The organism is Microbacterium sp. PA5, assembly GCF_049860775.1.
Taxonomy (GTDB): domain Bacteria; phylum Actinomycetota; class Actinomycetes; order Actinomycetales; family Microbacteriaceae; genus Microbacterium.
Genome location: NZ_CP187567.1, coordinates 1,450,209 through 1,469,108, shown reverse-complemented (window position 1 = coordinate 1,469,108; position 18,900 = coordinate 1,450,209). Strand labels below are relative to the sequence as shown.

The 18,900-nt window shown below is 70.5% G+C and carries 14 protein-coding genes; 9 read left to right on the top strand and 5 right to left on the bottom strand.

All coding sequences use genetic code 11. The features are described 5' to 3' along the window. Positions 1-42: 42 nt before the first annotated feature. On the bottom strand, positions 43-528 hold the full coding sequence (locus ACPWUT_RS06845) for a DUF3093 domain-containing protein (RefSeq protein ID WP_425841918.1): 486 nt from the start codon (positions 526-528) through the stop codon (positions 43-45). Positions 529-531: 3 nt separating this feature from the next. On the opposite strand from ACPWUT_RS06845, the gene dut reads away from it, so the two are divergent. The 6 genes from dut (at position 532) to pepN (ending at position 9,936) form a co-directional block, all read left to right on the top strand. Then, positions 532-981, top strand: a complete 450-nt coding sequence (gene dut, locus ACPWUT_RS06840) for a dUTP diphosphatase (RefSeq protein WP_284527202.1) — start codon at positions 532-534, stop codon at positions 979-981. Next, positions 978-1,562, top strand: coding sequence for a DUF3710 domain-containing protein (locus tag ACPWUT_RS06835; RefSeq protein ID WP_284527201.1), 585 nt, complete (start codon positions 978-980; stop codon positions 1,560-1,562). The genes dut and ACPWUT_RS06835 overlap by 4 nt, the downstream gene beginning before the upstream one ends. After that, positions 1,559-2,350 carry a DUF3159 domain-containing protein gene (locus ACPWUT_RS06830; protein ID WP_284527200.1) on the top strand — a complete coding sequence of 264 codons (792 nt, stop codon included), beginning with the start codon at positions 1,559-1,561 and terminating at the stop codon, positions 2,348-2,350. The genes ACPWUT_RS06835 and ACPWUT_RS06830 overlap by 4 nt, the downstream gene beginning before the upstream one ends. Before the next feature lie 155 nt (positions 2,351-2,505). Then, positions 2,506-5,340 carry an aconitate hydratase gene (locus ACPWUT_RS06825; RefSeq protein ID WP_425841914.1) on the top strand — a complete coding sequence of 945 codons (2,835 nt, stop codon included), beginning with the start codon at positions 2,506-2,508 and terminating at the stop codon, positions 5,338-5,340. A gap of 83 nt (positions 5,341-5,423) precedes the next feature. Then, entirely contained in the window at positions 5,424-7,382 is a 1,959-nt protein-coding gene (gene dxs / locus ACPWUT_RS06820; RefSeq protein WP_425841911.1) for a 1-deoxy-D-xylulose-5-phosphate synthase, read from the top strand. A 22-nt stretch (positions 7,383-7,404) separates the two neighbouring features. Further along, complete coding sequence (gene pepN / locus ACPWUT_RS06815) at positions 7,405-9,936, top strand: aminopeptidase N (RefSeq protein ID WP_425841908.1); 2,532 nt, start codon at positions 7,405-7,407, stop codon at positions 9,934-9,936. 6 nt (positions 9,937-9,942) lie between these two features. Here the strand turns inward: pepN and ACPWUT_RS06810 are convergent, their stop codons facing one another. The 4 genes from ACPWUT_RS06810 to ACPWUT_RS06795 all read right to left on the bottom strand — a co-directional run bounded on the left by ACPWUT_RS06810 (position 9,943) and on the right by ACPWUT_RS06795 (position 15,081). Beyond that, on the bottom strand, positions 9,943-12,087 hold the full coding sequence (locus ACPWUT_RS06810; protein ID WP_425841905.1) for a 3-hydroxyacyl-CoA dehydrogenase NAD-binding domain-containing protein: 2,145 nt from the start codon (positions 12,085-12,087) through the stop codon (positions 9,943-9,945). 4 nt (positions 12,088-12,091) lie between these two features. Beyond that, positions 12,092-13,294, bottom strand: coding sequence for a thiolase family protein (locus ACPWUT_RS06805; protein ID WP_425841902.1), 1,203 nt, complete (start codon positions 13,292-13,294; stop codon positions 12,092-12,094). Positions 13,295-13,367: 73 nt separating this feature from the next. Beyond that, positions 13,368-14,564 (bottom strand): HRDC domain-containing protein, encoded by a 1,197-nt coding sequence (locus ACPWUT_RS06800; protein WP_425841899.1) that lies wholly within the window; start codon positions 14,562-14,564, stop codon positions 13,368-13,370. Further along, positions 14,557-15,081: a DUF3000 domain-containing protein gene (locus ACPWUT_RS06795; protein ID WP_425842212.1), complete on the bottom strand. Its 525-nt coding sequence runs from the start codon at positions 15,079-15,081 to the stop codon at positions 14,557-14,559. Before ACPWUT_RS06795 ends, ACPWUT_RS06800 begins: the two co-directional genes overlap by 8 nt. 88 nt (positions 15,082-15,169) lie before the next feature. Here ACPWUT_RS06795 and ACPWUT_RS06790 point away from each other — a divergent pair, with 88 nt between their 5' ends. The 3 genes from ACPWUT_RS06790 (at position 15,170) to ACPWUT_RS06780 (ending at position 18,869) form a co-directional block, all read left to right on the top strand. Next, a complete protein-coding gene (locus ACPWUT_RS06790; RefSeq protein ID WP_284527192.1) occupies positions 15,170-16,369 on the top strand; it encodes an alpha/beta hydrolase family protein in 1,200 nt (399 codons plus the stop codon). Positions 16,370-16,409: 40 nt separating this feature from the next. After that, positions 16,410-17,435, top strand: coding sequence for a cell division protein ZapE (zapE, locus tag ACPWUT_RS06785; RefSeq protein ID WP_284527191.1), 1,026 nt, complete (start codon positions 16,410-16,412; stop codon positions 17,433-17,435). A gap of 165 nt (positions 17,436-17,600) precedes the next feature. Further along, positions 17,601-18,869: an ammonium transporter gene (locus tag ACPWUT_RS06780; protein ID WP_284527190.1), complete on the top strand. Its 1,269-nt coding sequence runs from the start codon at positions 17,601-17,603 to the stop codon at positions 18,867-18,869. Positions 18,870-18,900 lie beyond the last annotated feature (31 nt).

The following is an 18,900-nucleotide window of genomic DNA, read 5'->3' as shown; positions in this document are numbered from 1 at the left end:
CGCACGCGCGGTCCGGTCCTCGGCCGGGCCGCGCGGTCGCGTTCAGGAGCGCTGAGCGCGACGGATCGCCGCGGCGACGCGGTCCGGGGTGCGCGTCGAGAAGACCCACTCCGTGACGGGATCGCCGGCATCTTCGAGGGGGACGCGCACCACGCCGTCGATGCCCGGCCGGAACAGGTGCCAGGCCGACCGGGAGAGCCCCGGCCCGCGCAGGAGCCGCGCCCGCTCGGCGTCCGCGATCTCCGGCTCGCCGAGGAGACCGACGGGCACGTGCGCGCGACCCACCCGCAGCTCGCCCGCCTCGACCCGGATCTCGGGCGAGGACAGCACGAGACCGCCGATGAGGGCCGCGGCCACGAGCACGCCGGCGACCAGGGCGACGGTCGCGTCGAGGGGCACGAAGACGAGCGCCACCATGGGCGCACTCACGGCGGCGGCGGCGAGGACCCACAGCGAGGGGCTCAGCCGTTCGCGGTAGGTGGTCGTCGACGGTCTCAGGCCGCTCGTCATCTTGTGCATTACCCTCATGGAGTGATCCAAAGTGTGGACATTCCCATCATCGCATCGCACGTACCCGCCTACGCCCACCCGGGCGACGCGGGCGCCGACCTCGTCTCCACCGAGGCCGTCCGCCTCGAGCCGGGACAGCGCGCCCTCGTCGGCACCGGCGTGCGGATCGCCCTCCCCGACGGCTACGTCGCCTTCGTGGTCCCGCGCAGCGGCCTGGCGGCCAAGCACGGCATCACGATCGTCAACGCCCCCGGGACGGTCGATGCGGGCTACCGCGGCGAGATCAAGGTGTCGCTGCTCAACACCGACGCCACCGCGGCCTACGACATCGCCCCCGGCGACCGCATCGCGCAGATCGTGATCATGCCCGTACCGCGCGTCACCTTCCTCCCCGTCGACGAGCTTCCCGAGAGCACCCGCGGCGAAGGGGGATTCGGATCCACCGGCTATCAGACAGGAACACCCGCATGACCGACGGCGAGCTGCGCAAGGCCGCACCGACTGACCGCGCCGCGAGCGGCCCGTTCGACGAGTCCGAGGCCAATCCGGTGCGCCCGTACATCGACCTGGGCGGCATCAAGATCCTGCCGCGCGAGGGGCTGAACCTCCGCCTCGAGGTGGAGGAGCAGACCAAGCGGATCGTCGCCGTGGGGCTCGACTACGCGGAGTCCACACTGCAGGTGCAGCCCTTCGCCGCGCCGCGGTCGACCGGCCTCTGGGACGAGACCCGTGAGCAGATCCGCCAGCAGATCCGCCAGCAGGGCGGCCGCGTGGAGGAGCGCGAGGGACCGCTCGGACACGAGCTGCTCGCGGAGGTCCCCGTCGCCGGCCCCGAGGGGGGCGGCGGCAAGCGGATCGCGCGATTCGTGGGCGTGGACGGCCCCCGCTGGTTCCTGCGCGGCGTGATCGGCGGCGCCGCAGCGGCCGACGTCGAGGCCGCCGCCAAGGTCGAGGATCTGTTCCGTTCGATCGTGGTGGTCCGCGGCGGCACGCCGATGCCTCCCCGGGACCTCATCCCGCTCAAGATGCCCGCCGCTCCCGGTACCGCGTGAGCGCCTCCGCCGGCGAGCCGGACGCCGCCCGGGAGCACACGGAGCGGCGCCCGGACCTCACGCCTCCAGAGCCCGCGTCGGCCGACCCCCGCGCGTCCGACCTCATCGGACAGGCCCTCGGCGGCGCGGCGCGGCGTGCCGGGATCGATCCGGCGGCCGATGCGTCGACCGGGCACGTCGTGTGGCAGGCGATGGGCGGCTGGCGGGGCCTGCTCGAAGCCGTGCTGCCCGGGCTCGCGTTCGTCGTCCTGTTCACCGTCACCAGCGATCTCGTGCTGTCGCTGCTCGTCTCCGTCGGCATCGCGGCGCTGTTCACCGTGGTGCGGCTCGTCCAGCGCACGACGCTGAGCGCCGCGCTGGGCGGGCTGGTCGCCACCGCGGCGGCCGCGGGCCTCGCGCTGTGGACCGGGCGCGGCGAGGACAACTTCGTGCCGGGGCTCATCACCAACGCGGTGTACGGCACCGCCTTCCTCGTGTCGGCCCTCGTCGGGTGGTCGCTCATCGGGCTCGCCGCCGGGTTCCTCATGAACGAGGGGACCGACTGGCGACGCGATCGGCGCAAGCGACGGGTCTTCTTCTGGCTCGCCATCGCCTGGTCGGCGCTGTTCTTCGCGCGCCTGGGCGTGCAGCTCCCGCTGTACTTCGCGGGCGATGTCACGACGCTCGGAACGCTCAAGCTGATCATGGGTCTTCCGCTGTTCGCGCCCCTGGTCGCCGTGACGTGGCTGGCCGTCCGGGCGCTCTACCCGAAACACCAGGACGACGCGGTCGACCGCGCGGCAGCGTGATAGATTTATCTCGATATCAAGATAAATTCCGCACTCGGCGGTTAGGGCAACCTCACTAGCCTGTGCCACGGAGCCGCGCGAAGATGGAAGCGTCGGGCGCCCGCGCCCGTCCCCGCCGACGAAGGCGCCCGCGGCCCCAGAAAAGGAGACCAGACGTGTCCACAGTTGACAGCTTCGGAGCCAGGAGCACCCTGACAGTCGGCGGCACCGACTACGAGATCTTCCGGATCGACACGGTCGCCGGCCACGAGAAGCTCCCGTTCAGCCTCAAGGTGCTGCTGGAGAACCTGCTGCGCACCGAAGACGGTGCCAACGTGACCAAGGCCCAGATCCAGGCGCTCGGCTCCTGGGACCCCGACGCCGAGCCCGACACCGAGATCCAGTTCACCCCCGCGCGCGTGGTCATGCAGGACTTCACCGGCGTTCCGTGCATCGTCGATCTCGCCACGATGCGCGAGGCCGTCACCGCGCTCGGCGGCGACCCGAGCCGCATCAACCCGCTGTCGCCCGCGGAGATGGTGATCGACCACTCGGTCATCGCCGACCTCTTCGGCACGCCCAACGCCCTCGAGCGCAACGTCGAGATCGAGTACGAGCGCAACGGCGAGCGGTACCAGTTCCTGCGCTGGGGCCAGACGGCGTTCGACGACTTCAAGGTGGTTCCCCCGGGGACCGGCATCGTCCACCAGGTGAACATCGAGCACCTCGCCAAGGTCATCTACGACCGCAGCGTCGACGGCGTCCTGCGCGCCTACCCGGACACCTGCGTCGGCACCGACTCGCACACGACCATGGTCAACGGCCTGGGCGTGCTGGGCTGGGGCGTCGGCGGCATCGAGGCCGAGGCCGCGATGCTCGGACAGCCCGTCTCGATGCTCATCCCGCGCGTCGTCGGCTTCAAGCTCACGGGGGAGATCCCCGCAGGCGTCACCGCCACCGACGTCGTGCTCACGATCACCGACATGCTGCGCAAGCACGGCGTGGTCGGCAAGTTCGTCGAGTTCTACGGCGCGGGCGTGGCCTCCGTGCCCCTGGCCAACCGCGCCACCATCGGCAACATGAGCCCCGAGTTCGGCTCGACCGCCGCCATGTTCCCGATCGACGACGTCACGCTCGACTACCTGCGTCTGACCGGTCGCGACGAGCAGGCCGTGGCGCTGGTGGAGGCGTACGCGAAGGAGCAGAAGCTCTGGCACGACGCCTCGGTGGAGCCGTCCTTCAGCGAGTACATGGAGCTCGACCTGTCGACGGTCGTCCCGTCGATCGCCGGCCCCAAGCGCCCGCAGGACCGCATCCTGCTCTCGGAGTCCAAGGCGCAGTTCGAGAAGGACATCCTGGGATACGCCGCGGCGTCGACCTCGAACGACATCGTCGACCTCGAGTCGAAGCACTCGTTCCCGGCCTCCGACCCCGGCAGCACGCCCGGCGACGAGGAGCCGGTGACCCGCGAGGTGCACATCAACAGCGGCGCCCCGATCAACGCGTCGACCCCGGTGACGGTGACGCCTCCCGAGGGCTCGCCGTACATCCTCGACAACGGCGCGGTCACCCTGGCGGCCATCACCTCCTGCACGAACACGTCCAACCCCTCGGTGATGATCGCCGCGGGCCTGCTCGCTCAGAAGGCGCTGGAGAAGGGCCTCACGCGCAAGCCGTGGGTCAAGACGACGCTCGGCCCCGGCTCGAAGGTCGTCACGGACTACTACGAGAAGTCCGGACTCGACAAGGCGCTCGAGGGCGTCGGCTTCTACACCGTGGGCTACGGCTGCACGATCTGCATCGGCAACTCCGGCCCCCTCATCGAGGAGGTCTCGGCGGCGATCAACGAGCACGACCTCGCCGTCACCGCCGTGCTGTCGGGCAACCGCAACTTCGAGGGCCGCATCAGCCCCGACGTGAAGATGAACTACCTGGCCTCGCCGCCGCTGGTGGTCGCGTACGCGCTGGCCGGCTCGATGAACTTCGACTTCCAGACCGACCCGCTCGGCAAGGACCTCGACGGCAACGACGTGTTCCTCAAGGACATCTGGCCGGCTCCCGACGAGGTGCAGCAGATCATCGACTCGTCGATCTCGCGCGAGCAGTTCATCAAGCAGTACGAGACCGTCTTCGACGGCGACGAGCGCTGGAAGAACCTGCCCACCCCGACCGGTCCCGTGTTCGAGTGGGACGCGGACTCGACGTACGTGCGCAAGGCGCCCTACTTCGAGGGGATGACGATGGAGCTCACCCCGGTGAGCGACATCCACGGCGCCCGCGTCATGGCGACCCTCGGCGACTCGGTCACGACCGACCACATCTCACCCGCCGGCAACATCAAGGCGGGCACCCCTGCCGCGCAGTACCTCACCGAGCACGGCGTCGCCCAGAAGGACTTCAACTCCTACGGCTCGCGCCGCGGCAACCACGAGGTGATGATCCGCGGCACCTTCGCCAACATCCGGCTGAAGAACGAGCTGGTCGCCGCCGTGAACGGCGGACAGGTCGTCGAAGGCGGCTACACCCGCGACTTCACGCAGGAGGGCGGCCCGCAGTCGTTCATCTACGACGCGTGCGAGAACTACCAGGCGCAGGGCACTCCGCTCGTGGTCTTCGGCGGCAAGGAGTACGGCTCCGGCTCGTCGCGCGACTGGGCGGCCAAGGGCACGAGCCTCCTCGGCGTGAAGGCGGTCATCACCGAGAGCTTCGAGCGGATCCACCGCTCCAACCTCATCGGCATGGGTGTCGTCCCGCTCCAGTTCCCCGACGGCCAGAGCTGGAAGTCGCTCGGTCTCGACGGCACCGAGATCGTCTCGATCGAGGGCCTCGAGAAGCTCAACGAGGGCGTCACGCCCAAGACGGTGACCGTCACCGCTGCGCCGAGCGAGTTCTCGCCGGAGGGCAAGCAGCCGGTCGTCTTCGAGGCCAAGGTGCGCATCGACACCCCCGGAGAGGCCGACTACTACCGCAACGGCGGCATCCTCCAGTACGTGCTGCGCTCGCTCGTCTGACACGCACCAGGAAGGCCCCGGATCCGCGCGCACCGCACGCGCGATCCGGGGCTTTCCCGTATCGGCACGCATAGAATCGAGGAATGAGTCTGCTTGCGTCGATCACCGGTCCGCGGGACCTCGACGCGCTCAGCGCGGACCAGCTCCGAGAGCTGGCGCAGGAGATCCGGGATTTCCTCGTGCAGAACGTGTCACGCACGGGCGGCCACCTGGGGCCGAACCTCGGCGTCGTCGAGCTGACCCTCGCAATCCACCGGGTCTTCGACTCGCCCGACGATCCGATCGTCTTCGACACCGGCCACCAGTCCTACGTGCACAAGCTGCTGACGGGCCGGCAGGACTTCGCGGGGCTCCGGGCCCGCGGTGGGCTGGCCGGGTATCCGCAGCGGGCCGAGAGCCCGCACGACGTCGTCGAGTCCTCGCACGCCTCGAGCTCGCTGAGCTGGGCGGACGGCATCTCCCGCGCCCTGACGCGCACGGGCCGCTCCGACCGCCACGTCGTGGCCGTCGTGGGCGACGGATCGCTGACCGGGGGCATGACCTGGGAGGCGCTCAACAACATCTCCGACGACAACGACCGCAACCTGGTCATCGTCGTCAACGACAACGGGCGCTCCTACGCCCCGACGATCGGCGGCATGGCGCGCTACCTGAACCGCGTGCGCACGACCGACGGATATCAGCATCTGCGGAGCACCTCCGACTCGTTCTTCCGCAAGCTCGGGCCGGCGGGCCGCGCGCTGTACCGCGGCGTCCGCGGCGGGACCCACGGGTTCCTCTCCCGGTTCACCAACAACGCGGCGCTCTACTCCAACCTCGACATCAAGTACCTCGGCCCGATCGACGGTCACGACCTCGACGCGCTCCTGGAGACGCTCCAGCTGGCGAAGGAGTATCGCGCTCCGGTGATCGTCCACGCGATCACCGACAAGGGACGCGGATACGAGCCGGCGCGCAACGACGAAGCCGACCAGTTCCACGCCGTGGGCAAGATCGACCCGATCACGGGGGCGCCGGTGGGCACCTCGGACGCGGTGGCCTGGACCGATGTGTTCGCGCAGTCGCTGGTGGAGGCGGGGGAGCGGCGGGACGACGTGATCGCGATCACCGCCGCCATGCTGCGCCCGACCGGCCTGCAGCCGTTCGCCCAGAGGTTCCCGGACCGCACCTACGACGTCGGCATCGCCGAGCAGCACGCTGTCGCCTCGGCCGCGGGACTGGCCTACGGCGGCCTGCACCCGGTCGTCGCGATCTACGCCACCTTCATGAACCGCGCGTTCGACCAGGTGATGATGGACGTCGCGCTGCACCGCGCGGGCGTCACGTTCGTCCTCGACCGCTCGGGGGTGACAGGCCCCGACGGCCCCAGCCACCACGGCATCTGGGACCTCGCGATGCTGCAGCTCGTGCCCGGCATCCGGATCGCCGCCCCGCGCGACGCCGCACGGCTGCGCGAGGAGTTCGACGAGGCGCTGGCGGTGGACGATGCGCCGACGGTCGTGCGCTTCCCCAAGGGGAGCGTCGCCGAGGATCTGCCGGCGATCGAGCGTCGTCCCGACGGCGTCGATGTGCTCTTCCGCGCGGAGGGCGACGACGTGCTCATCGTCGGCATCGGGCCGATGGCGCACCTCGCCGTCGAGGTCGCGGAGCGGTTGCGCGCCCAGGGCATCGGTGCGACCGTGGTCGACCCGCGCTGGGTCGTTCCCGTCGCGCCGTCGGTCGTCGAGCTGGCAGCGCGTCATCGCCTGGTCATCACCATCGAGGACGGCATCCGCGTCGGCGGCATCGGCACGCGGGTGCGCCAGGTGCTCCGCGAGGCCGGCGTCGACACCGCCGTGGACGAGCTCGGTCTCCCCGACGCCTTCATCGACCACGCGTCCCGCGAGCAGATCCTCGAGGACGCCGGGCTCTCGGCCGCCAAGATCGCGCAGGACATCGTGTCGCAGGTGCTCGGCACCCGCATCCCCGTCGCCCGGCCGACGGCCGACACCGGCGCACTGTGGGCGCAGGACCTCCCCGAGCACGGATCACGCTCGCGCTGACACCCCGTGCCAGCATGGAGGGATGCCGATCGACTCCCGCCCTGTCCCGCACACCTCGGCCAACCTGCGTCGAGACGAGACCGCACGTCGCGCCGCCGAGGTCAGCGTCGAGACGATCGACGTCGATCTCGATCTGCGACACGCGCGCGAGCTCGACGATGCGTCCTTCCCGACGACGGCGACGCTGACATTCGCCGCGACCGGCGCCGAGACCTGGATCGACTTCATCGGAGCGTCCGTCGACGAGGTGGTCGTCAACGGCGGGGCCCGTGACATCGAGTGGGATGGTGCGCGGATCCGCATCGCGGGGCTCTCGTCGCACAACGTCGTCACGATCCGTGCGCGCGGGCTGTTCAGCCGATCGGGTGAGGGCCTGCATCGCTTCGCCGACCCGGTCGACGACGAGGTGTACCTGTACACCCAGTACGAGCCCGCCGATTGCCGCCGCGTGTATCCCTGCTTCGAACAGCCCGACCTGAAGGCGCGCTGGCGCTTCCGGGTGTCGGCACCGGCGGACTGGCGGGTCCTGTCCAACGGCGCGCCGACGCAGCAGACCGCGATCGACGGGGGAGTGCGGCACGCCTTCAGCGAGACGCTGCCGCTGTCGAGCTACATCACCGCCGTCGCCGCCGGGCCGTATCACCGGGTCGACGGCGTCTGGCGCGAGGGAGAGCAGCAGGTCGATCTCGGTGTTCTCTGCCGCGCGTCGATGGCCCCGCACCTGGACGCCGACGAGATCCTCGACATCACCCGGCGGGGCCTGAGCTTCTACGGGGCGGCCTTCGCGTACCCCTACCCGTGGGGCACCTACGACCAGATCTTCGTGCCCGAGTACAACCTCGGCGCGATGGAGAACCCGGGACTGGTCACGTTCACCGAGGCGTACCTCTTCCGCGGGGCGTCGACGGTGGCGCAGCACGAGGCGCGCGCGAACACGATCCTCCACGAGATGGCCCACATGTGGTTCGGGGACCTCGCGACGATGCGGTGGTGGGACGACCTGTGGCTCAAGGAGTCGTTCGCGGACTTCATGGGCTCCCACGTCAACGTGGTCGCCGGCGGCCACCCCGATGCCTGGGTGAGCTTCGCGAGCCGCCGGAAAGGATGGGCGTACGAGCAGGATCAGCTGCCGACGACGCACCCCATCGTCGCCGACATCACCGACCTCGAGGCAGCGAAGCTGAACTTCGACGGCATCACCTATGCGAAGGGTGCGTCGGTGCTCAAGCAGCTCGTCGCCTTCGTGGGCGAGGATGCCTTCTTCCGCGGCGCCCAGCGGTACTTCGCCGCCCACGCGTTCGGGAACACCACGCTCACCGACCTGCTCGCCGCCCTCGAAGCGGCCTCCGGCCGCGATCTGAGCGCCTGGAGCGCCGCGTGGCTGCAGACCACGGGGATGTCCGAGATCCACGTCGACCGCGGAAGCTCCCTCTCCGTCAACCAGACCACGCCGCGACCGCACCGGCTCACGGTCGGCCTGTATGCCGAGGACGCCTCCGGAAAGCTCGTGCGCCGCGCTGGCGTCGACCTCGACATCACGGAGGCGGCGACGCCGCTGCGCGCGCCCGTGCTCCCGGACGTCGAGCTCATCATCCCGAACGACGACGATCGGACGTACGCCAAGGTGCGGCTCGACGCGCGCTCGATCGACGCCGTGGCGCGCGGGCTCCACACCATCGACGATCCGCTCGCGCGGTCGGTGGTGTGGGCGGCGCTCTGGAACGCCGTGCGCGACGGATTGCTGCCGGTGGCGCGCTACCTGGAGATCGTCAGCCGTCACGCCCCCGCGGAGACCCACGTCTCCCTGCTGACCGACGCGATCGCCCATACGACCTACGCGCTCGGCCACTATGCGAACGAATCGGAGCGGGAGTCCCTCGCCTCGGCGTGGCTCACCGCCGTCTGGGAGGCGCTTGACGCCGCACCCGGAGGCAGCGATGCACAGCTGGCGTGGGCGCGCGGTCTCGCCGGCGCGGCGTCGATGCACGCCGGTCGCGCCGACCACCTCGCCGCGATCCTCCGCGGCGAGTCTCCGGCGCCGGCGGGCCTCGCGCTCGACCCCGACCTCCGCTGGTCGTGGCTCGTCGCGGTCTCGACCACGGGCCACGCGACTCCGGTCGACGTCGAGGCTCAGCTCGCCGCCGACCCCACCGCCACCGGGCGGCGCGCGCACCGGACGGTGCTCGCGGCCCGGCCGGATCCGGCGGTGCGCGAGGCGGCGTGGGAGGCGGCGTGGAACGACCTCACGCTGACCAACGACCACCTCGATGCCACGATCGCCGGTGTGCGGGCCGGAGGCAGGCGAGACCTCATCGCGCGCTTCGACGACGACTACTTCGCGCGCATCCGCGGCGCCTGGGAGTCGCGCAGCATCGAGATCGCCCGCCGGCTGGTGAGGGGGCTGTTCCCGCAGTCCGACGACCTGGATCTCGTCGATCGCTGGCTCCGTGACAACGACGACGCCCCCGCGGCGCTGCGCCGCATCGTCATCGAGCAGCGAGACGGCCTCTCCCGGTCGCTGCGTGTGCGCGCGGGGGAGGCCGTCTCGGGCTGAGCGTCGTCAGCCGCCGATGCCGCGGATCGGCGGGTGATGGAAGGTGTCGCCGAAGGTGCGCTCCGACGCGCCCTCGCGATCCAGGTACGGGGAGGCGCCGCCGTCGATGAACGGCCAGCCCGCCCCCAGGATCAGGCACAGGTCGATGTCCTCGACCTCCGGGACGACACCCTCGTCGAGCATGATGCGGATCTCCTGCGCCAGTCCGTCCTGGACGCGGCGCAGGATCGTCTCCGCCGACGCGGGATGTGCGCCCACGTGGCCCTTGAGGGCCTTCTCCGCCGCCTTGGTGAAGCCGGTGACCCGTCCGCCCTTGTCCTTCTCGACGACCTCCGTCAGCTCGGCGAGAGCGTGGAAGTTCTCGTTGGCGTAGAACCGGTCCGGGAACGCTCGCACCATCGTGTCCTGCACGTGGGCCGCGACCTTCCACCCGACCAGGTCGATGAGCTGGAACGGCCCCATGGGCAGTCCCAGCGGTCCGAACGCCTTCTCGACATCGGCCACCGGGGTGCCCTCGTACACGGCCCGCGCAGCCTCGCCCATGACCTTGGCCAGCAGGCGGTTGACCACGAAGCCCGGAGCATCGGCGGTGAGCACGGCGTTCTTCCCGAGACCGCGCGCGACCACGAACGCCGTCGACAGCGCCGCATCGGACGTCTGCGACGTCTTGACGATCTCGATCAGCGGCATCACAGCCACGGGATTGAAGAAGTGGAATCCGACGAGCCGCTCGGGGTGGGCGAGTCTCGCGCCGATCTCCGCCACGGACAGCGACGACGTGTTCGTCGCGAGGACGGCGTCGTCGGCGATGATCGCCTCGATCTCCGCGAACACGGCCTGCTTCACGCCGACCTCCTCGAAGACCGCCTCGATGACGAAGTCGCAGTCGGCGTAGAGCGACTTGTCGGTCGTGCCCGTGACGAGCGAGCGCAGCTTGTTGGCGGAGTCGGCGTCGAGTCGGCCCTTCGCCTCCAGCTTGCCGATCTCGTCGTGGATGTGCGCCACGCCCTTGTCGACGCGTGCCTGGTCGAGGTCGGTGATGAGCACGGGCACCTGGAGCTTGCGCACGAAGAGCAGCGCGAACTGGCTCGCCATGAGCCCGGCGCCGATGATGCCGACCTTGGTGACCTTGCGGGCCAGCGCCTTGTCGGGGGCCCCGACGGGGCGCTTGGCACGCTTCTGGACCAGGTCGAAGGCGTACATCGACGCCGCGAACTGGTCGCCGCTCACGAGGTCTGCCAGTGCCTCGTCCTCACGCGCGAAGCCCTCGGCCTTGGTGCCGCTCTTCGCCTTGTCGAGCAGATCCAGCGCCACGTAGGGGGAGCGGGGGACGGTGCCGATCTTGGACTCCAGCATGCCGCGCGCCATCTTGATCGCGATCGGCCACTTGGTCAGGCGTTCGATCTTGCCCGGCTCGTTCTTGCGCTCGACCTTAATGCGCCCGCTCAGCACGCCGTCCGCCCAGCGCAGGGAGTCCTCGAGATAGTTCGCCGCGGGGAACTGCGCGTCGACGATGCCGTAATCCAGCGCCTGCTGCGGCTTGAGCATCCGGTTCTGCTTGAGCGGGTTGCTGATCACGACCTCGAGGGCGTTCTCGATGCCGATCAGGTTCGGCAGCAGGTACGCCCCGCCCCAGCCCGGGATGATGCCGAGGAAGACCTCGGGGAGAGCGATCGCGGCCGCGGACGCGTCGACGGTCCGGTAGGTGGAGTTGAGGGCGATCTCGAGTCCGCCTCCCAGCGCGAGGCCGTTGACGAAGGCGAACGAGGGCACGCCGAGGTCGCCGAGCTTCCCGAGCACATGGTGGCCCAGCTGGGCGATCTTGCGGGCGTTGTCCGTGGACCCGACGAGGGAGATGTCGGACAGATCGGCCCCGGCGGCGAGGATGTACTGCTTGCCGGTGATCGCCACGGCGTGGATCTCGCCGGCGGCCGCGCGGGCCTTCAGCTCGTCGAGCCGGGACCCGAGCTCGGTGAGCGTGCGCGGACCCAGGGTGTTCGGCCGGTTGTGGTCGCGCCCGTTGTCCAGAGTGACGAGCGCGATGACCTTGCCCGAGGGGAGGCGCACGTCGCGCGACGGCGAATGGGTGACGACCTCGTCGTCGCTGAGGGTCAGCAGGGGCGAGAAGTCGATGTCTGCGTAGTTCGTCATCGGTTCAGCGCTTCTTTCCGTCGTAGTGCGGGTTCTCCCAGATGACCGATCCGCCCTGCCCCAGGCCGACGCACATGGCCGTGAGGCCGTAGCGCACGTCCGGGCGCTCCGCGAACTGCGCGGCGAGCTGGATCATGAGACGCACACCGGAAGCCGCCAGCGGGTGCCCGAGGGCGATCGCGCCGCCCCAGGCGTTCACCCGCGGGTCGTCGTCGGCGATGCCGAAGTGGTCCAGCAGGGAGATGACCTGGATCGCGAAGGCCTCGTTGAGCTCGAAGAGCCCGATGTCGCCGATGGTCAGCCCCGCCTTGCGGAGCGCCTTCTCGGTGGACGGGATCGGCCCGATGCCCATGATCTCCGGCTGCACTCCGGCGAACGCGAACGAGACCATGCGCATCTTGGGGCGCAGGCCCAGCTCCTTCACCGCGCGCCCGCCGGCCAGCAGCGACATCGTCGCGCCGTCGGTGAGGGGCGAGGAGGTGCCGGCGGTCACGCGTCCGTGCGGGCGGAAGGGCGTCTTCAGCGCGGCGAGGTCCTCCATCGTCGTCTGCGGCCTGCGGCCCTCGTCCTCGGTGGCGAGCCCCCAGGCGCCGTCGGCGTCCTTGATCGCCACGGGCACCAGGTCCGGCTGGATCTTGCCGGCGTCGTACGCGGCCTGCACCTTGTGCTGGCTGAGCATCCCGAACCGGTCCGAGCGCTCCTTGGTGAGGTGCGGGAAGCGGTCGAAGATGCGCTCGGCGGTCACGCCCATGTTCAGCGCACCGGGGTCCACCATGCGCTCCGCGACGAAGCGCGGGTTCGGGTCCGCGTTCGCGCCGATGGGGTGGTGCCCCATGTGCTCGACGCCGCCGGCGAGGGCGAGGTCGTACATGCCCACTCCGATCGACGCGCCCATGGTGGTCACGCTGGTCATGGCGCCGGCGCACATGCGCTCGATCGCCAGGCCCGGCACCGACTGAGGCAGCCCGGCGAGGATCGCCACCGAGCGGCCCAGGGTCAGCCCCTGGTCGCCGGTCTGACTGGTCGCGGCGATGGCGACGTCGTCGATGCGATCGGCGGGGACCGCGGCGTTGCGCTCCATCAGCCCGATCGTGGCCTTGACCGCGAGGTCATCGGCGCGGGTGTTCCAGTACATGCCCTTCTCGCCGGCGCGCCCGAAGGGGGTCCGCATGCCGTCGATGAAGTAGACGTCCGAGAGCTCGGCCACACTGCCTCCAAGAGTTTGGGATCCAGTCCAGCCTAATGTGGAACCGAGTCTCGCGAAATCGGTTGGGTCGTATCTACGAAGCCGATTCGGACGGCTCCGCAGTGTCGTGCACGGAATCCACAAAGGCCTGAGCGATGACGGGTGCGGTGCGCTCGACCTGCCACGGCCGGGCGCCGAGCGCCGCGAGGGCGTCCGCGACCGTCTCGTCGTCGATCGGCTCCGGCGGTGCCCACGCGATGCGGCGCAGCGTGTCGGGGGTCAGCAGGTTCTCGGTCGGCATCCGCAGGTCGACGGCGAGCTGCTCGATCCGGGGACGCGCGGCCTTCAGCCGGGCATCGGCAGCGGGGTTGCGGTCGGACCAGGCCCGCGGCGGCGGCAGGCCGTCGCCGGGCGCACGCTCGAGCGGCAGCGTCTGATCGGCGCGCCCTTCCTCGATCGCCGCCCACCAGCGGTCGAGCTGGGAGCGGCTGGCACGACCGGTGAACTCCTTGACCCGCGCGAGGTCCTGCTTGGTGGCCGGGTCGGCGAGCACGGCCGCCACGAGCGACCGGTCGGGCACCAGCCGTCCCGGCGAGACGTCCTGCTCCTGCGCGAACGCCTCGCGCGCGGTCCACAGCGCCCGGGCCACCGCGAGTGCGCGTCGGCCGCGCACCGTGTGCAGGCCGCTGAGGCGGCGCCAGGGCTCCTCGCGCGGCGGCCGCGGCGGCCGGTTCAGCACGGCGTCGAACTCCTGCGCAGCCACCTCGGTCTTGTCCTGCTCGACCAGCTCGTCCCAGAGCACGTCGCGCACGTCGACCAGGTGCAGCACGTCGAGGGCGGCGTACTCCAGCCACGACTGGGGGAGCGGACGGGTCGACCAGTCGGCCGCCGAGTGCGCCTTCGCGAGCGTGATGCCGAGGGTGTCCTCGACGACGGCGCCGAGTCCCACCTTCTCGTGACCCAGCAGGCGGGCGCCCAGCTCGGTGTCGAAGATGGACGGCGGCACCAGACCGTCCTCGCGCAGCGACGGCAGGTCCTGGCTCGCGGCGTGGAGCACCCATTCGACGCCCCCGATGGCGTCCTGCAGCGCGGACATGTCGCCGATGGCCGGAGGATCGAAGAGGAAGACGCCGGCGCCGCGGCGGAAGACCTGGATCAGGTACGCGCGCTGGGAGTAGCGGAACCCCGACGCCCGCTCCACGTCGACGGCCGCGGGGCCGGTGCCGGCGGCGAGCGCCGCGCACGCCGCGACGAAGCCCTCGCGATCAGCGATGACGGTGTATTCAGTCACGTGCATTCCTCTGCGCACCGAACACAGCGATGCCTTCCGACCCCGGGGGGAGCCCCGCCAGCATACAGACGAGCTCGGCCCACGCGTCCAGGTGCGCGGTGAGGTCGCCCGACGGGGTCCAGGACGCACGCAGCTCGATCTGTGCGCCGTCGCCCTCGGCGGCGAGCGTTCCGAAGCCCTTCGAGAGCGTCTTGGTCGCCGTGCCCGATGCGGAGTGGAGCGTCGCCCCGCGGGAGGCGAGCGCGTCGACCAGCCACGACCACGCGACGTCGGCCAGGAGCGGATCGGTCCCGATCTCGGGCTCGAGGGGGGCCTGGGCGAAGCACACGATCCGCCATGCCCCGCTCCACTGCTCCGGCTCCTCCGCGTCGTGGAGGAGGACGAAGCGCCCGGTGCCGTACTCGGAGTCCGCGCCGCCTGCGGGCGGGCGCACGTCGCCGGCGAACGCGATGGCCTCGGGGGCGAGGGAGGTGGGCGCGGTGATCTCACGGACCGAGAAGTCATCGCGGAACGTCATCGCACGCAACCCATCGGCGACGACGGCGAAGTCGGAGCCGGGGAAGGGACGGGAGTCATCCACATCGACAGACTAAAGTGAGGCCACGATGAAGGCATCCAGGCGCGCCGTCGGCGTAACTCCGTCCGCCGCTCTGCGCGCGGCCGTGCTCCTGCTCGCGGCGGCACTCGGGACCGTGACGAGCCTGCTGGCCCTCATCGCCGCCCGGATGGCGCGGCGCGTGGTCACCCCCGCGGGTCGGCGCACCGACACCCGCATCGTCGACGTCGACGTGGCGGCGCAGACCATCACGCTCGGCCGTACACCGGACACCCAGCTGCCGGGACGCTACGGCCTGTTCACCGCCGGCACGGCGAGCTACCTCAAGCTCGGCTCGGTGCTCTCCGGCGACGAGTCGACGGTGACCCGCAAGCTGCTGACCCACATCGGACCGGATGCGCATCTGGCCGCCGAGGCCGCTTTCAGCGGCTGGTACTTCGATCGCCCCGAGCAGCTCCACCTGCCCTTCGAATCGGAACTCGTCGGCGCCGCCGTCGGCCCCTGTCCGGCCTGGGTGTTCCCCGCCGCCGAGACCTCCGAGACCTGGGTCATCCAGATCCACGGGCGCGGGACGAACCGCGCGGAGTGCCTGCGCGCCGTGCCGCTCTTCCACTCCCTCGGCATCACGTCGATGCTCGTCTCGTACCGCAACGACGGGTCCGCACCGCGCAGCAGAGCCGGCACCTACGCCCTCGGCGCGACCGAGTGGCGCGACGTCGACGCGGCGATCGGCGTCGCCCGCCGCCGCGGCGCGCGGCGCATCATCCTGATGGGCTGGTCGATGGGCGGAGCGATCGCCCTCCAGGTGGCGCTGAGCTCCGCGCACCGCGATCTCATCGTCGGCGTCGTCCTGGAGTCCCCGGTGATCGACTGGCGCCGCGTGCTCTCGTACCAGGCGCAGCAGCTCGGCCTGCCGACCTCGGTGGCCGGGCTCGCCATCGGCGCGCTCGGCGCAGAGTGGGCGACGCCTCTCACCGGCGCCGACGCGCGGATACCGTTCGAGCGCCTCGACGTCGTCGCCCGCGCGGGGGAGCTGCGGCACCCGATCCTCATCCTCCACAGCGACGACGACGGGTTCGTCCCCTCGGACGCCTCCCACGACCTCGTCGTGGCGCGCCCCGACCTGGTCGAGATGCAGGTCTTCGACACCGCACGCCACACCAAGCTCTGGAACTACGACCAGGACCGCTGGAGCTCGACGATCGGGGACTGGCTCCGCAGGCACGAGCTGACACCGCAGCGCGCCTGAGCGTGCCGGGCGAGCCTGCGCATCCCTTTAGGGTTGAGGGGTGAACAGCGTCCCGGCCGGCTTCGTGCACCTCATCGACCGCGCCCCGCAGGTGACCGGCGCCGAGATGGTGGCCTCTCTGGTCCCCCCGCCGCAGTTCGACCACGCGACCTTCGACACCTATCGCGCGGACCCCGCCTTCCCGTCGCAGCAGGAGGCGAAGGATCTGCTCATGGCCTTCAGCGGCGCCGCGCGCACGGCCGCCCGCGGCGGAGGGCTCTTCCGCCGCCGGGAGAAGGTCCCCGAGACCAAGCCCGGCGTCTACCTCGACGGCGGCTTCGGCGTCGGCAAGACCCACCTGCTCGCGGCGATCTACCACGCGATGCCGGCCCGCCGGAAGTACTTCGGCTCCTTCATCGAGTACACCGCCCTGGTCGGCGCGCTCGGCTACCAGCAGACGGTCGAGCTGTTCCGGGGCGCCGATCTGCTCTGCATCGACGAGTTCGAGCTCGACGATCCGGGCGACACCATGGTCATGACGCGGCTGCTGGGCGAGCTGGTGCCCACGGGCACGCGCCTGGCGGCGACCTCGAACACACCGCCCAATGCGCTCGGCGAGGGCCGTTTCGCCGCGCAGGACTTCCTGCGGGAGATCCACGCCATGGCGGCGAGCTTCCAGACGCTGCGCATCGACGGCACCGACTACCGGCAGCGTGCGATCGACGGCCACGCCCGGGCCCTTCCCCCGTCGGAGTATGCGGAAGCGCTGGCCGCGTCGGGGGCACCCGCCTCCGACGACGCCTTCGGCGACCTCGTCCGCCACCTCGCCACCGTGCACCCGTCGCGCTACATCCGGCTGATCGAGGGGATCGCCACGATCGGGCTCCGCGACGTCGTCACGCTCGACGACCAGTCCGCCGCCCTCCGCTTCGTCGCCTTCGTCGACCGCGCCTACGACGCGCAGATCCCGATCCGCGCCACCGGCGTCACGCTCGATCGTGTCTTCTCCGACGACATGCTCGCCGGCGGCTATCGCAAGAAGTACCTGCGCGCCATCTCGCGGCTGGTCGCTCTCACCCACGCCTGAGGATTCTGACGGCGAGCCGTCGGCTGGTCGAAACCTGATGTTTACGTTGGGCCGCCGGGTGTAACTGCCCGGAAACACGAGGTATCCCACGTCGGTAACCCCGCGTCGCGACACTGGGGGCACCCGACGCTACACCTGCGTCCCTGCAGAGAGGTTTCTTTCGAGATGGATCAAGGCAACACCGCATTCATCCTCATCGCCGCGGCGCTGGTCCTGTTGATGACGCCCGGTCTGGCGTTCTTCTACGGCGGCCTCGTCAAGGCGAAGAGCGTCATCAGCATGATGATGATGAGCTTCGGAGCGCTCGGCCTCATCGGCGTCCTCTGGGTCATCTACGGCTACGCGATCGCGTTCCCGGGTGCTGAGGGCACGATCTTCCCGTGGTCGATCGACACCGGGGCCATCGGCCTGGCGAACCTGCTGGAGACCCCGGAGGACGCGGCCTTCCCGCCGCTCGCCTTCGTCGCCTTCCAGGCCACGTTCGCGATCATCACCGTCGCACTGGTGTCCGGCGCCATCGCCGACCGCGCCAAGTTCGGCGCGTGGATGGTCTTCGCCGGCCTGTGGGCGACCATCGTCTACTTCCCGGTCGCGAGCTGGGTCTTCAACTTCGGCCTGGCCGACGACGGCAGCTTCGCCTACGGCGGCTGGATCACCCACGGTCTGCAGGACGTCTTCGGCGTCGGCGCGATCGACTTCGCCGGTGGTACTGCCGTCCACATCAACGCGGGTGCCGCGGCTCTCGCTCTCGCGCTGGTCCTCGGCAAGCGCGTCGGCTTCCAGAAGGGCGTCCACGTCCCCCACAACCCGCCGTTCGTCCTGCTGGGCGCCGGCCTGCTGTGGTTCGGCTGGTTCGGCTTCAACGCCGGCTCGGAGCTCGCCGCCGACGGCGTCGCCGCCCTCGCCTTCGTCAACACGATCGCCGCGCCTGCCGCCGCGCTGCTGGCCTGGCTGCTCGTCGAGAAGATCAAGGACGGCAAGCCCACGTCCGTCGGTGCCGCCTCGGGCGCCGTCGCCGGTCTCGTCGCCATCACCCCGGCGTGCGGTTCGCTCGACCCGATCTGGGCGATCGTGCTCGGCCTCATCGCCGGTGCCGTCTGCGCCCTCGCGATCGAACTGAAGTTCAAGTGGGGCTTCGACGACTCGCTCGACGTGGTGGGCATCCACCTCGTGGGCGGCCTCATCGGAACGCTGTACCTCGGCTTCTTCGCCAACGGCACGGGCCTGTTCATGGGCGGCGACGCCAGCCAGCTGCTCGTTCAGACGATCGCGGCATTCTCGGTCCTCATCTACTCCTTCGTGATCGCCTACGTCATCGGCTTCGCGATCGAGAAGACGATGGGCTTCCGCGTGAAGAACGAGGACGAGATCGCCGGCATCGACACCGTCGTGCACGGCGAGGAGGGCTACGTCCTGGCCGACACCAAGGCCTGATCGTCCACCACATCGCACCCGAGGGGCGCTG

Excerpts from the sequence above, each read along its gene's own strand:
- ACPWUT_RS06780 (WP_284527190.1), top strand. The coding sequence starts at position 17,601 with ATGGATCAAGGCAACACCGCATTCATCCTCATCGCCGCGGCGCTGGTC.
- pepN (WP_425841908.1), top strand. The coding sequence starts at position 7,405 with ATGCCGATCGACTCCCGCCCTGTCCCGCACACCTCGGCCAACCTGCGT.
- ACPWUT_RS06790 (WP_284527192.1), top strand. The coding sequence starts at position 15,170 with ATGAAGGCATCCAGGCGCGCCGTCGGCGTAACTCCGTCCGCCGCTCTG.
- ACPWUT_RS06835 (WP_284527201.1), top strand. The coding sequence starts at position 978 with ATGACCGACGGCGAGCTGCGCAAGGCCGCACCGACTGACCGCGCCGCG.
- ACPWUT_RS06795 (WP_425842212.1), bottom strand. The coding sequence starts at position 15,081 with ATGACGTTCCGCGATGACTTCTCGGTCCGTGAGATCACCGCGCCCACC.
- ACPWUT_RS06810 (WP_425841905.1), bottom strand. The coding sequence starts at position 12,087 with ATGACGAACTACGCAGACATCGACTTCTCGCCCCTGCTGACCCTCAGC.
- ACPWUT_RS06845 (WP_425841918.1), bottom strand. The coding sequence starts at position 528 with ATGAGGGTAATGCACAAGATGACGAGCGGCCTGAGACCGTCGACGACC.
- dxs (WP_425841911.1), top strand. The coding sequence starts at position 5,424 with ATGAGTCTGCTTGCGTCGATCACCGGTCCGCGGGACCTCGACGCGCTC.